Raw genomic sequence first — 14723 nt, 5'->3', positions numbered from 1 at the left:
AGCTGTTAGGAGTAATAAACGTCAATTAATTTTTATAGCTCTAAGAGTAGGATATATAATAGGATAAATTTCACTTAGAGGATAATTAAGTTTATTGTAACTATGGCAGCAATATAAGCAATCACCATTAGATAGTTCATAAGTAATAAATCCAGTATGAAAAAATTTCCCCAATTGTGGAGTATAAAACTGAATAATGTTACCTTTTTTGAAAGGTGAAATATCTGAAACATTAATACCCAGTTTATTATTAATTAAATATGAGTATAATTCTTCAACTCTAACCCAGGAATTACTATAGGGTTTCCAAGTTTGTGTTTTAGAAAGGCCACCTTCATGAATAATTTGCGATACAAAGTTAGTACAGTCTCCTCCTATTCCATTAAATGATTTATAATTAGGATTAGGAATTAAGGCATATTTTTCAGCATATTTTATAGCATTATTAATATTAAATTCATTTTCAGATGATCTTGCTTTTTTGCTTTTTGATGATAAAAGTATAAATGAATTATATAAAGAATCTAAATTAGAAATTTTATTTTCCCATAGATGTAGACTATTTGTATTTAAGGTCTCAATAATAGAAGAAAGATCATTTTTTAGAAGTCTGTCATAAAGCAAAACATCGTCTTCAGAATTAACTAACATTACAAAGTTATAATTTAGATGAGATTTTTCTATTATTATAATATAATTTTCAATTGTAACTGAAGATACATCTTTAGAAAAATATTTTTGAGAAAATGACTTTTTTAGTATAAACTGCAGTTTTAAAAGGTGTTGATCTTCTTTTAAGATTTTATAATTATATGAAAAACTAGTATTTTTTATTGGAGCAAGTAATTTCTCTCTCCATTTGTGATTAAATAATTTCTTATAGTAAATTTCATTTATTGTGTTTGGGGATAAAAAGTTTGTTTTTAAAGACTCTAGTGTAAAAAAGTCACTACATAATATAGTGGATAAATTGTATAAATAGTTTGATAACATATTTCACTACCTAATAAATAGTAATATCGGTATATTTTATGTATTATGCTATGGAAATATATATTTAATTTATAAAATAATTATGAGTATTATGAGTATATATTAAGAATAACAAAATTTACTATAATTTATGTGGATAAATTTATAATTTATATGCTATAATATATAAGTGATTATTTTATAGAGCATATTAAATAATCGAATACATAATTTAAATATGAAATTTGATGAATTAACTTGCAAATAATGTGTGTTGTAAGATAAAATCAAATAAGATAAACAATTAAAAAAGGAGCTATCAAAAGTAATGCAAGAATTATCTAACGTAATAGCTAAGAAGTATGATGAAGTAGTCGATAAAATAAAAGTTTTTTCAGATGAACACCTTAATGATGCATATAAAGATGTCTGTTTAGTAGCGGCAGAAACTCTATTTAATGGTAATGAAGAAGCTGTTAAAAAGGGAAAAAGTGTTTCTTGGGCAGCTGGCATTGTACATGCAATAGGAAGTTTTAATGATTTATTCGATTCTAAAGAAGAGCCTTATATAAAAGCAACGGATTTATATAAAGCGTTTGAAGTAAGTAGTAGTACAGTAACAAGCAAGTCTAAAGAAATTAAAGCTTTACTTAATTTATCTGATGAAGATAAAAAATGGATTGTTAGTTCAAATAATAATCTGTCAGAAGTTAAGAAGGAAGTTTTAGCTACTGCGGATAAAAAAGATGAAGAATCATTTAGAGTGCAAGTTGAAAAAAAATACATAATATCTCAAAAGGTTATTGATTTAGCTTGGAAAGAAAAAAGTTATGCGAGTAAATATAAAATAGCTATGCAAGCATTATCAATATATAAAGACTGTGCTGATGCATATGTAATTTTATCAAGAGATGCAAGATTAAGTGATGATCAAAAGGTTAAATACTTAAAGAGAGCGGTAAAAGCAGCAGAAAATGTTCTTAAGATTGAAAAGATGGAAGATACAGATCCAAGAGTATTCTTAGTAAAACCAGCAGAACCACTATTTGGTGCTAAATATTTATTAGCAACTAAGTTATGGGAAATGGAAAGAAAAGATGAGGCTATAGAAACAGCTTTAGAAATTGTAAAATATGATAAAACTGATAAAATGTTAGTTAGAGGATTAGTATCAAACTGGCTTTTAATAGATGAGAAATATGATGATGCAAAAGTATTTTTAGATAATTATGAAAATGACATTATTGCAGCGACTAATTATAATAGAGCAGCAGTGTTATATAGATTAGGAAGATTAAGCGATGCTGAAATTTCTTTAAAAAAAGCATATAAGAGAAATCCAGTAGTTGTTGATTATTTAACAAAAGAAAAAGAAATTCCAGCTGTTAAACCACATATGGCTAAATTAGGCGGAGACGAAGAAGCTATGAGATATGCAAAGTTTGGTCTTCAAATTTGGAATGATGAAGAAATGGTTAATTGGTTAAAAGATATTACAAAAAAAGTTGCAGTACTTTAATTTAATAGTACTTTATAATACAATATAAATATAATTTAATATGACAATCTTCAGGGCAGGGTGTAATTCCCTACTGGCGGTATAGCCCGCGAGCTTTAAATAAAAAGCAGATTCGGTTTAACTCCGAGGCCAACAGTATAGTCTGGATGAAAGAAGATATATGTATATAATAATTATTTCACTATGAAGAAATATGTTATTTTATATTGATTTTTATGCCTTGAACAATATATGTTCAAGGTTTTTTATATAAATATCAGTATTAGAATTAATATTAGTCTTCATATTTAAGTGTAATTGTGATGTTGTTAAATATAAAACAATATGTTGTGAATAATTGTTAAATATTATATTTTGCCCTAAGAATTTATTCTTAGGGCTTTTTTTAGTTCATAAAAAATAATCTGAATTTTATTTAAGGGGTGAATATAGTGAATGATGATTTCTATATGGATTTTGCAATAAAACTAGCATTAAAGGGCGAGGGAAAAGTTAATCCTAATCCACTTGTAGGAGCAGTAATAGTAAAGAATAATAAAATTATAGGCTCAGGATATCATGAGCAGTATGGAAAAGAACATGCTGAAAGAAATGCTGTAAAAAGCTGTAATAAAAATATGGAGGGAAGTACAATATATGTTACTTTAGAGCCATGTTTTCATTTTGGAAGACAACCTCCTTGTGTAGATATGATTATAGAAAAAAAAATTAGAAGAGTAGTTATAGGAATGATTGATCCAAATCCATTAGTTGCAGGCAAGAGTATTGAAAAACTAAGGGAAAATAATATAGAGGTTACAGTAGGCGTAAGAGAAAAAGAATGTAAAAAGTTAAATGAGATATTCATTAAATATATAACAAGTAAAATACCATTTGTTTTGCTTAAGGCTGGTATGTCTTTAGACGGGAAAATAGCAACATATACAGGAGAATCAAAGTGGATTACGTGCGAAGAAAGTAGAAAGGATGCACATAATCTTAGAAATAAATTATATGCAATAATGGTTGGAATTAATACAGTTCTTTTAGATGATCCAGAGCTCACATGCAGAATAAAAGGTGGAAGAAATCCTATAAAAATAATAGTTGATAGTTCTCTTAGAATTCCCATAGATTCTAAGGTGGTAAAAATCAATCCATATCTTACTATAATTGCAACAACAGAAAAAGCTGATGAAAATAAAAAAAGAATTTTAGAGGATATGGGAATAAGCATAATAACTACATCACTTAAAAATAATAAGGTGGATTTAAGTGAATTATTACAAGCGATAGGTGAAAAAAATATTGATTCTATTCTAATTGAAGGTGGAAGTGAGCTTAACTTTTCTGCATTAGAAGAAGGAATAGTAGATAAAATTAGGTTTTATATAGCACCTAAAATTTTAGGTGGCCATAAGAGCAAAAGCAGCATAGGTGGGCAAGGATTTTCTAGATTATATGATTGCATAAATTTAAATGAAATAAGTTATAAAAATATAAATGATGATTTGATAGTTGAAGGATATATTAAGAAGTAATACTATGATAAGCTTAATCTATGTGTATGTAAGAATTTTAAATATAATTTATAAGATTAACTAGGAAAGGAGGAGTTAAATGTTTACTGGGATAATTGAGGAAGTTGGAACTGTAAAAGAATTATGCACAGGAAATGAATTTGGAGTCATAAAAGTAGAATGTATTAAAGTGTTACAAGAAACCAATATTGGTGACAGCATTTGTACTAATGGTGTATGCCTGACTGTCACAGAAAAGGGAGAAAACTATTTTAAAGCAGATATAATGGGAGAAACTCTTCAAAGAAGTAGCTTAGGAGAATGTGAATATAAAAGTAAAGTTAACTTAGAAAGAGCACTGTGTTTTAATGGAAGACTTGGAGGGCATATTGTCAGTGGACATATAGATGGAATTGGACAAATAGTATCTATAGAAGAAAACATTGATGGGACTTGGTTTTCAATAAAAACAGGTAAAAACATACTCAAGTATATAATTGAGAAAGGATCTATATGTATTGATGGTATAAGCCTTACGGTTGCATATGTTGATGATGAGTTGTTTAAAGTTTCTATAATTCCTCACACTTTAAAAAATACAAATTTAATATATAAAAACCTTAATTCAAAAGTTAATTTAGAGTGTGATTTAGTAGGAAAATATATAGAGAAGTTTACTAATTTTATGGAGAAAGAAGATAAAGAAAAACAGAGCAACATTACAAGAGAATTTTTAATTAAGAATGGTTTTTAGGAGTGATATAAAATGAAATTTAATTCTATAGAAGAAGCGATAGAAGACATAAAGAACGGGAAAATGATTATAGTAGTAGATGATGAAGATAGAGAAAATGAAGGGGATCTAGTTATAGCTGCTGAGAAGGCAACTCCAGAGGCAGTAAATTTTATGATTAAGTATGCTAAAGGTCTTTTGTGTGTACCAATTGAAGAGGAAATTGCAGATAAACTTAAGCTTAATCCTATGGTAGAGAATAATACTGACAATCATGAAACTGCTTTTACTGTTTCAGTTGATTATAAGGATACAACAACAGGGATATCTGCATATGAAAGAGCCTTAACAATAAATAAAATTGCAGAATCTGATAATTATAGTGATTTTAGAAGGCCAGGACATATATTTCCACTTATAGCAAAAAAGAGTGGTGTTCTAGACAGAATTGGACATACAGAAGCTTCAGTTGATTTAGCAAAACTTGCAGGCTTAAAAGGATGTGCTGCTATTTGTGAAATTATCAAAGATGATGGGACTATGGCAAGACGTGATGATTTGTTTGCTTTTGCAAAAAAACATAATTTAAAGATGATAACAATAAAAGATTTGATAAATTATAGAAGAAAGGAGGATATTTTAGTTACTAAAGAAGCTGAGGCAAAACTTCCAACTAAGTTTGGAGATTTTAGAATGATTGGATTTAAGGAAAAAAAATCTGAATTATGCCATGTAGCTTTAATTAAAGGTGACATAAGTGAAAATGAAGCAATACTTACACGAGTTCATTCAGAATGTTTAACAGGTGATGCATTTGGATCTAAAAAATGTGATTGTGGTGAGCAGTATGAAGCAGCTATGAAAATGATAGAAGAAGAAGGTTCAGGAATACTTCTATATATGAGACAGGAAGGCCGTGGAATAGGTTTATTAAATAAAATTAAAGCATATGCTCTTCAAGACACAGGCTTAGATACAGTTGATGCAAACTTAGCTTTAGGATTTGAAGAAGATATGAGAGACTATAAGATAAGTGCAGATATGCTAAAAATATTAGGAGTCAGTGAAGTTAAGCTTATTACAAATAATTTGGCAAAAATAGAAGGATTGGTGAAAAATGATATTAAAGTGATTGAAAGAGTACCAATACAAATTAAACCTAATAAAAATGATGTATTTTATTTGAAAACTAAAAAAGAAAGAATGAATCATTTATTGGAATTATAAATTGTTCTTATCTTACTAGAAGAAATAGACTAGCACATTTTGAAGTAATTAATTGAAAAAATGTATACTGAATATTAAATAAAAAAATAGATTGGTTGTTTTATAAGGGCGAAATTATATAATAAGGGACTAGTAAGTTTACAGTTTGCGATAAAAATTAAATTTAAATAGATGAAATTTTAGGAGGAAGAAAGATGAAATTTGAAGGAAAGTTAATAGCAGAAGGATTAAAATTTGGTATAGTAGTAGGAAGATTCAATGAATTTATAGGCGGCAAACTTTTAGAAGGAGCTTTTGATGCTTTAAAAAGACATGGAGCTAGGGAAGAAGATATCGATGTAGCTTATGTACCAGGTGCATTTGAAATACCACTTATAGCTAAAAAGATGGCTAAAAATGATAAATATGATGCTGTGATATGTTTAGGGGCTGTAATAAAAGGATCTACATCTCATTATGATTATGTCTGTGCTGAAGTATCAAAAGGAATAGCAAGCGTATCTTTAGATACAGAAAAACCAGTGTTATTTGGAGTACTTACTACTAATAATATTGAACAAGCTATTGAAAGAGCAGGAACAAAAGCAGGTAATAAGGGATATGAATGTGCAGTTTCAGCAATTGAAATGGCTAACTTATTAAGAGAAATTTAATCAATAATAATATAATAAAATATAATTCATTAATGATACGGTAAGATAGGAAGTGTTTAATATAAATATATTCCTATCTTTTTTTAAATAGTAATAGTTAAAAATAAAAAAATATGGTAAAATACTGCTGGAACAATTAATAATAATTTTAATAAGAGGATAGAAGTTAAGATGGAGAAAAAAGTAAAATTAGTAAGTCCTGTTTATCAACAAATTGCTGCTGATATCGCGTCTAAAATAGCAAATGGGCACTATGAATTAGGACAAAAGATATATGCACGTTCTGTTCTTGCTAGCCAGTATGGAGTTTCATCGGAAACTGCTAGAAGGGCTATTTGTATATTGTCAGATATGGATATTGTAGATACTACTAAAGGTAGTGGTGTTATAATTAAATCTACTGAAAATGCAATTAATTTTATTAGGCAATACAATGATGTAAAAACTGTTAATGATTTAAGAAATGAAATACTAGCAAGCTTGGAACGTCAAAAGAAAGAAAATGAGTATTTAAAAGAACATTTATTTGAATTGATAGATAGAACAGATAGATTTAAATCTATAAATCCTTTCATACCATTTGAAATAAAGATATCTAATGAAACGCCACATATAAATAAGACAATTTCTGAAATAAATTTTTGGCATAATACTTCAGCGACGATTATATGTATAAAAAGAGATGATTGTCTTCAAATGTCACCGGGGCCATATGCTGTTTTACGTGAAAATGATGTTTTCTATTTTATAGGTGATGAGGGATGCTATGAGCGCGTAAAGAAATTTTTATATCCTGTAGAAGATAACGAAAATAAATAATATTGATTTACATAAAAGCATCTGGTACTAATTATTTAGTACTAGATGCTTTTATGTTCAAGAGATACAGATATTATAGAATTGTGCCAATTTCTGAATTTAAACATTTACCATAAAGTTAAAATAATAGAAAGAAATTGACAATAAAAACAACCTAATGATATAATAAAGTTGTTACTTATCATAATCTGGAAAGTAACAACTTTATTAAAATAATAAGTTGCTACAAAAAACTCTACATTTGTTGATGATTTCCATATAAGAAATATATATATTGAAGAAAGGTAAAATTAAATAAAGTAGTGAGAACATATGAATTAATATCTTTATATCTGTTGTTTGATTGCACAAATCAATTAAAAATAAAATGCTGAGAATTCAAATTGAATATGAGTATGAAATTTCAGATAAAGATATATTTTTTGTAATAAATAATTAAGGAGAGGGTTTTGTGATAGAATTTAAAAACGTAAATAAGAATTTTAAAAATAAAAAAGTATTGAAAGATATATCATTTAATATTAATAAAGGAGAATTAGTATCAATAATAGGTGCTAGTGGCTGTGGGAAAACTACTACTTTGAAAATGATAAATCGTTTAATAAATCCATCATCAGGACAAATTCTAATTGATGGAGAAAACATTGCTTCAAAAGATATCATTAAATTGAGAAGAAACGTTGGATATGTAATTCAGCAAACAGGATTATTTCCACATATGACGGTAAGAGAAAATATTGAACTTATATCAACTATAGAAAAAAATGATAAGAAAAAAATAAGTAAAAAAACTGTGGAACTTATGGAGATGGTAGGGTTAGAGAAAGATGAGTATTTAGACCGTTATCCAACAGAATTAAGTGGGGGACAGCAACAAAGAGTTGGGGTTGCAAGAGCTTTTGCTACCAATCCAGAAGTAATATTGATGGACGAGCCATTTAGTGCATTAGATCCTATAACTCGTAATCAATTGCAGGATGAATTATTGGAGTTACAAAATACATTAAAGAAGACCATTGTCTTTGTAACTCATGACATGGATGAAGCTATAAAAATATCAGATAGAATATGTATAATGAATGAAGGCGAAATTGCACAATATGATACACCTGAAAATATTCTAAAAAACCCATCTAATGATTTTGTAAGCGAATTCATAGGAAGAAATAGAATATGGTCTTCTCCAGAATTTATTAGAGCTAAAGACATTATGATTGAAAATCCAGTTACCTGCTTTAAAAGTTCATCATTATTAAGATGCATAGAAAAAATGAAAAAAAATAAGGTTGATAGCTTGATGGTAATTAGTAAAGGTAATGATTTATTAGGAATTGTTACTGCAAAACAAATTCAAAAGATGACAGATAGAAGTGTATTATTAGAAAATATGATGAACAATAAATTTGTAACTGTGAAACCAGAAGATACAATAATTGATATTCTTGAAATTGTAAAAGAAAATAAGATATCACAAATACCAGTTGTTGACAATGAGGGAAAGTTAATTGGTATAATCACTAAAAGCAGTTTGGTTACCACCCTTAGTGGACAATTTATAGATACGGATGAGGTGAGCTAGCATGAATGAATTATTTAAATACTTACTAGGTGCAAAAGATCAAATAATTACCTTGTTATTTGAACACATAAAGCTTACTGCATTATCAGTAGGAATAGCTATTTTAATAGGTATTCCATTAGGGATACTTATAAGTTATATAAAAAAAATAAACAAACCAGTTATTGGTATAGCTAGTGTGATACAAGCAATTCCCAGCATGGCATTATTAGGATTTGCAATACCATTTTTGGGTATAGGTACAACACCAGCAATTGTAATGGTTATTTTATATTCACTTTTACCTATAATTAAGAATACAACTACAGGAATTAATAATATAGATCAGCAAATGTTAGAAGCAGCCAGAGGAATAGGACTAACTAAATTTCAAATTTTAACAAAAGTACAAATCCCTCTTGCATTACCTGTTATTATGTCAGGAATTAGAATATCAGCTGTTACAGCAGTTGGACTTATGACTATGGCCGCTTTCATTGGAGGTGGAGGATTAGGATATCTAGTCTTTTCTGGAATAAGAACAGTCAATAATTATCAAATATTAGCAGGTGCAATACCAGCATGTATATTAGCATTATTAGTTGATGGAATATTGGGAATTGTTGAAAGTTTGGTTACACCTATTAGTTTACAGAAAACTAATACTAAAAATAATAGAGAAAGAGCAAAGACTAGAAGAATTCAAAAAGTTGTTTTAGCTACTACATGTTGTTTGATTGCTTTAGTATTTGTTGTTACTGGATCACAGAAGATTAGCAATAAAAAGATAATAGCGATTGGAAGTAAAGATTTCACGGAGCAAGAAATTATTTCTAATATGTTGAGTGAACTTATAGAGAGAAAAACTGATATTTCTGTAGATCGTAAGTTTTCACTTGGAGGAACTCAAATAGCATTTTCAGCATTAAAATCAGGAGCAATCGATATGTATGTTGATTATAGTGGTACAGCCTATGGCGATATCCTTAAGTATCCACCTATATCTGATGTAGAAAAAGTTTATACTACAGTAAAAAAAGATTTTAAAGATAAATATAACATAGAGGTATTAAAACAAATGAAATTTAATAACACCTATGCTTTAGCTGTAAAGAAAGAAACAGCAGAAAAATACAATTTAAATACTATAAGTGATCTAGCAAAAATAGGGGATCAGTTTGTGGCTACTACATCATTAGAATTCCTTAACAGAGAAGATGGAGTTGTTGGACTAAAGAAAAAATATGGCTTTAATTTCAAAGATGAGATAGGAATAGATGGAAGTTCTAAGTATGCAGCATTAATGAATAATGATAGTGATGTTGTAGATGCATTCTCAACTGATGGTTTATTAAAAAAGTACGATTTAGCACTTTTAGAAGATGATAAAAATTTCTTCCCACCATACTATGCAGTTCCACTTATACACTATGAAACTTTAGAAAAATATCCTGAAATTAAGCCTTTAATTGAAGAGTTAGGTGACTTATTGACTGATGATATAGTAAGTGAATTAAATTATAGAGTAGATGAACTAAAAGAAGACCCTAAAGATGTAGCTGTTGATTTTTTAGAAAAACAAGGATTGGTATAAAATATAAGTTCTTTCACTTTAATAAATCATATTTTGAAAATGGTTATTAGTATATTTTTTGTTGTAATTACATAATTATCAATATATAATTATAATAAAAAATTATAGAAAGAAGGTAATTTAGTAAGAGAAATATATAATAATCTATTACTAAAGCAAAGGATATGAATAATAATACAAGCATTATAATTAATGAAATGATAGCTTATTATGCAAATGATCCGAGAAGAATAAATCATTTCTTAAAAGTATATTCCTTTTCTAAATCTATTGGAGAATTAGAAAAATTAGATGAAGAAACACAATATATTTTAGAAATAGCAGCAATAATGCATGACATAGGAATTAAAATAAGTGAAGAAAAGTATAATTCTTCAGCAGGAAATTATCAAGAAATAGAAGGACCTCCAGTTGCAAGAAAAATGCTTGAAGGGTTAGATTTTGATGAAAAAATAATAGATAGAGTGTGCTTTTTGATTGGTCATCATCATACTTATAGTAAAATTGATAATATAGATTATCAAATACTAGTAGAAGCTGATTTTTTAGTAAATATATATGAAGATGAAATAAAGCATGATAGTATTGTATCTATAAAAAATAAATATTTTAAAACTAAAGCAGGAACAAACTTTTTAGAAAAATTATATTTGAGTTAATAGAATTATTTTGAAGCTAAGGAGACATGTTAATGATAGAGTATTATGAAATGACTAATAGAGATATAGACGAATTATCAAAAATGTATGTAGAATGTTTTAATGCTGAGCCATGGAATGATAAATGGACAGAAGAAACAGCCGCTAAGCGATTATTAAAAATGTTAAGCTATGACGGTGCATATGGTATTATATGTCGTGAAAATGGTAATATATTAGGAATGATACTTGGTCATGATGAATATTATTATGATGGAGTAAACTTTGAAATAAAAGAATTCTGCATAAGAGCAGGCATTCAAGGCAAAGGAACAGGTGCAAAGCTTCTTAAATATTTTGAAGATAAATTAAAAGATAAAGGTATAAATAAAATATTCTTGCTAACATGCTTAAGCGATAAGACAGTAGGATTTTATAAAAAGAATGGTTATAATACATGTCATAATATGATTATGATGGATAAAAAGATTTAAATTAAAAGAACTTCTGAGAATAATTATTTTCAGAAGTTCTTTTAAAATTCTATTTTAGATTACGAAAATTATTCAGCTGAATCAAAGCTGGCACATTCAGTTTCTGAATAAATTTGAGATCTTGATCCAGAAACATTAATAGATGATAATGAACATAGTTTATTTTCATTATATCTGCAAGTTTCAGCAGTACAAATTAAACAATCACATTGGCCTTGAGAATTTGTGTTATCTGTTAAATCACTATATAAATATTTATTTAAAAATGATCCGCAACAAGTTCCACAGCTACTTGATGCAGATACCCCTCCAATATCTACTCTGTTAGAAAAGCAAATACCATCCTTGTTATGTGAACAATTATGTACATCGCAATTAATTTTTTGCACGAAAAACAACTCCTTTTATTATAATATAAAGTAATATTAATATTCTTTTGATAAATTAATAACAAATATTAGCTAAAATATCTATCAAGTAATCCTTTGAATGCTCTACCATGACGAGCTTCATCTTTACACATTTCATGAACAGTATCATGAATAGCATCTAAATTCTTTTGTTTAGCAAGTGTTGCAAGTTTCTTTTTACCTTCACATGCACCGTATTCAGCTTCAACTCTTGCACTTAAATTGCTTTTTGAGCTAGGACATACTACTTCACCTAATATTTCAGCGAATTTAGCCGCATGCTCTGCTTCTTCCCAAGCAATTCTTTTATAAGCTTCTGCAACTTCGGGGTAACCTTCTCTATCAGCAGCACGTGACATTGCAATATACATTCCAACTTCAGTACATTCTCCCATGAAATTGGCACGTAAACCTTCTAATAATCCATCATCTAAGCCTTCAGCTATACCAATTCTATGTTCATCAGCAAAATTTAATTCATCCTTCATTTCTTCAAATTTGTCAGCACCTACTTTACAAATAGGGCAGATTTCAGGTGGTGTATCACCTTCATGGATATATCCACACACAGTACAAATAAATTTTTTCATTATAAAATCCTCCATAAACAATTTATATATTTACAGGTATTTAAAACCTTAATTACAGTGTTACCAATATATAATAAAATTATTATATATTTAAAAATATTCTTATTATGATGTTGAAGAAAAGTATAATTATTTTTGACATAAGAAAAAAATTAATTATTGAAATATTATACAATTAGCAAGCATATTATATAAATATTGATGTTGCATTTAGCGCTCTGGAAAATTTGAATAGGTAGGAATACAAAATGGAATTTAAAAGTAATTTATTTACATACTTCTCAATAGCAGTTTTCAATGTTATTATGCTTTTTATAATAATATGTGGTGTAGAAAATTTGGGGAAAAGCTCCGAATATAACTTTTTATACATGGGAGCATTTTTAATTATTACTTGTTTTATAGTTTTATTATTTAATTGTGTATTATATATTTTATCAAAAGAATTTATACATGACTTTATGAAGAAGAATAAATCAGTTATAGAATTTATAATATTAATGTTAATTTTAATAACTGGATTATATTTAAGAATTAGAGTTATTAAAAGTCTACCAATGAAACTAGAATCTGATTATAAAACTTACTACGATATTGCACGATTATTACAAAATGGAACACTAAGTACTGAAGGAGAAGGATTATGTGATTATATTGCTAAGTTTCCACATGTTATGGGGTACCCATATATATTATCATTAATTTTTAGAATATTTGGTGATAGTTTAAATACAGGTCTTTATTTTGGCGTATTATCATCAATAGTATGTTCATTTTTTATATATAAAATTGTTAGGTATATTTCAGGAAGTATTGCAGCTTTATTTGCTGTTTTTATATCAACTTTTTGGCCATCTCAAATTTTCTTTAGCAACTTTCTTGCATCAGAACCTGTATTTAATTGTATGCTATTTGGATGTTTTCTATGGTTTGTTTATATAACAAAAAAATATAACGAATTTAGTGGACAATCATATATGGGAATAGTTAAATATATCATACTTGGAATGCTATTGGCGTTTGCTTCAGCAGTTAGACCTATGGCAATGATTTTATTAATAGCTATTATTATTGTCTTATTGTCATCTAAGATATATCTTAAAAAAGATATTCTTGATACTCCAGTTTCACTTGTATTTATATCTAAAGGCTGGAGGTGTGTCATATTAATATTAGTCAGCTATCTAATATGCTCAAATGTTATTACAGCACATATAGAAGATAGGATTGGCAGAAATGTTGCAAATGGAATTGATTCATTTGGATATAACCTTTTAGTTGGTACGAATATAGATTCTGATGGGGGTTGGAATGATGGAGATGCTAAACTTTTAGAAGATAGTTATAATACTACTAATTCAGCTACAGAAGCTCAAAAAATATGCAGAGATAAAGCAATTACAAGAGTTAAAAATAATTATGTCGGAACATTTAATCTAATGTTTAAAAAATTTACATTGCTTTGGAATAATGATGATTACAGCCCTGCAATAAATATCATATGCATGGATAATCAAGGTACCTTAAATAGCAAAATAGAAAAATATTTATATGATTATATGAAAGTATGTAATTACTATTATTTGTTTGTAGTAATTTTTTCATGGCTAGCAGGAATGATTGCTATACTAAAAAAAAGCGATTTGTCTCACACTATGATTTTATTATTTATTGGTACAGTAATAACTCACATGTGTTTAGAAAGTCAGCCAAGATATCATTATTATGCAATGCAGATTATATCTATTTTAGGTGCAGTAGGGGTTGGTGATATATACAAATATTATAGGAATTTATCTAAAGAAAAGATTGCATATAATTCATCAAGTCATGATTTTATAATAGAAAATAAACATATAGAGGCAACTGAAGAAAGTAGCTTAAATAAAATGAAAAATCATAATTTTCCTGAAGAAAGTAACTTTTTTGATATGGAAAAAGCAATAATAGAAGGACATGTAAAAATAACTGTGACTGAAGAATATAGCGAAAAAATATAATTTTTATATGAACAATA

General features: G+C 27.7%; 14 protein-coding genes and 1 riboswitch. Of the genes, 11 read left to right on the top strand and 3 right to left on the bottom strand.

The features are described from left to right. Positions 1-21: 21 nt before the first annotated feature. Positions 22-993, bottom strand: a complete 972-nt coding sequence (locus CNEONATNEC86_RS14540) for an amidase domain-containing protein (protein WP_159116588.1) — start codon at positions 991-993, stop codon at positions 22-24. A gap of 307 nt (positions 994-1300) precedes the next feature. Here CNEONATNEC86_RS14540 and CNEONATNEC86_RS14535 point away from each other — a divergent pair, with 307 nt between their 5' ends. The 10 genes from CNEONATNEC86_RS14535 (at position 1301) to CNEONATNEC86_RS14490 (ending at position 11706) form a co-directional block, all read left to right on the top strand. Then, positions 1301-2491, top strand: a complete 1191-nt coding sequence (locus tag CNEONATNEC86_RS14535; RefSeq protein WP_058295902.1) for a DUF6398 domain-containing protein — start codon at positions 1301-1303, stop codon at positions 2489-2491. A gap of 42 nt (positions 2492-2533) precedes the next feature. Then, a riboswitch (FMN riboswitch) is annotated at positions 2534-2653 on the top strand. A 287-nt stretch (positions 2654-2940) separates the two neighbouring features. After that, positions 2941-4011: a bifunctional diaminohydroxyphosphoribosylaminopyrimidine deaminase/5-amino-6-(5-phosphoribosylamino)uracil reductase RibD gene (gene ribD, locus CNEONATNEC86_RS14530; protein WP_125148942.1), complete on the top strand. Its 1071-nt coding sequence runs from the start codon at positions 2941-2943 to the stop codon at positions 4009-4011. Positions 4012-4090: 79 nt separating this feature from the next. Next, on the top strand, positions 4091-4744 hold the full coding sequence (locus CNEONATNEC86_RS14525; RefSeq protein WP_125148724.1) for a riboflavin synthase: 654 nt from the start codon (positions 4091-4093) through the stop codon (positions 4742-4744). Between the two features lie 12 nt (positions 4745-4756). Continuing rightward, on the top strand, positions 4757-5950 hold the full coding sequence (locus CNEONATNEC86_RS14520; RefSeq protein WP_125148723.1) for a bifunctional 3,4-dihydroxy-2-butanone-4-phosphate synthase/GTP cyclohydrolase II: 1194 nt from the start codon (positions 4757-4759) through the stop codon (positions 5948-5950). Between the two features lie 194 nt (positions 5951-6144). Then, positions 6145-6603, top strand: a complete 459-nt coding sequence (ribH, locus tag CNEONATNEC86_RS14515; RefSeq protein WP_125148722.1) for a 6,7-dimethyl-8-ribityllumazine synthase — start codon at positions 6145-6147, stop codon at positions 6601-6603. A 171-nt stretch (positions 6604-6774) separates the two neighbouring features. Next, entirely contained in the window at positions 6775-7422 is a 648-nt protein-coding gene (locus tag CNEONATNEC86_RS14510; protein WP_058295898.1) for a GntR family transcriptional regulator, read from the top strand. Positions 7423-7873: 451 nt separating this feature from the next. Next, a complete protein-coding gene (locus tag CNEONATNEC86_RS14505; protein WP_058295897.1) occupies positions 7874-9001 on the top strand; it encodes an ABC transporter ATP-binding protein in 1128 nt (375 codons plus the stop codon). 1 nt (position 9002) lies between these two features. Next, a complete protein-coding gene (locus CNEONATNEC86_RS14500; RefSeq protein WP_159116587.1) occupies positions 9003-10574 on the top strand; it encodes an ABC transporter permease/substrate-binding protein in 1572 nt (523 codons plus the stop codon). A 164-nt stretch (positions 10575-10738) separates the two neighbouring features. Next, the gene (locus tag CNEONATNEC86_RS14495; protein WP_125148719.1) at positions 10739-11233 is read left to right on the top strand and encodes an HD domain-containing protein; all 495 of its coding nucleotides are present in this window, start codon (positions 10739-10741) and stop codon (positions 11231-11233) included. A 32-nt stretch (positions 11234-11265) separates the two neighbouring features. Continuing rightward, positions 11266-11706 (top strand): GNAT family N-acetyltransferase, encoded by a 441-nt coding sequence (locus tag CNEONATNEC86_RS14490; RefSeq protein ID WP_058295894.1) that lies wholly within the window; start codon positions 11266-11268, stop codon positions 11704-11706. Between the two features lie 68 nt (positions 11707-11774). Here CNEONATNEC86_RS14490 and CNEONATNEC86_RS14485 read toward each other — a convergent pair whose 3' ends face one another. Together CNEONATNEC86_RS14485 and CNEONATNEC86_RS14480 are read right to left on the bottom strand one after the other, a co-directional pair. After that, positions 11775-12095, bottom strand: coding sequence for a DUF1540 domain-containing protein (locus tag CNEONATNEC86_RS14485; RefSeq protein ID WP_058295893.1), 321 nt, complete (start codon positions 12093-12095; stop codon positions 11775-11777). A 68-nt stretch (positions 12096-12163) separates the two neighbouring features. Then, positions 12164-12706, bottom strand: a complete 543-nt coding sequence (locus CNEONATNEC86_RS14480; RefSeq protein ID WP_159116586.1) for an NADH peroxidase — start codon at positions 12704-12706, stop codon at positions 12164-12166. Positions 12707-12954: 248 nt separating this feature from the next. Between CNEONATNEC86_RS14480 and CNEONATNEC86_RS14475 the strand changes: the two genes are divergently transcribed. Beyond that, complete coding sequence (locus CNEONATNEC86_RS14475) at positions 12955-14706, top strand: glycosyltransferase family 39 protein (RefSeq protein WP_058295892.1); 1752 nt, start codon at positions 12955-12957, stop codon at positions 14704-14706. The last annotated feature ends 17 nt before the right edge of the window (positions 14707-14723 follow it).

The sequence above is a fragment of the Clostridium neonatale genome, from assembly GCF_900465025.1.
Lineage (GTDB): Bacteria > Bacillota > Clostridia > Clostridiales > Clostridiaceae > Clostridium > Clostridium neonatale.
This window is presented reverse-complemented; position numbering and strand designations above follow the sequence as displayed.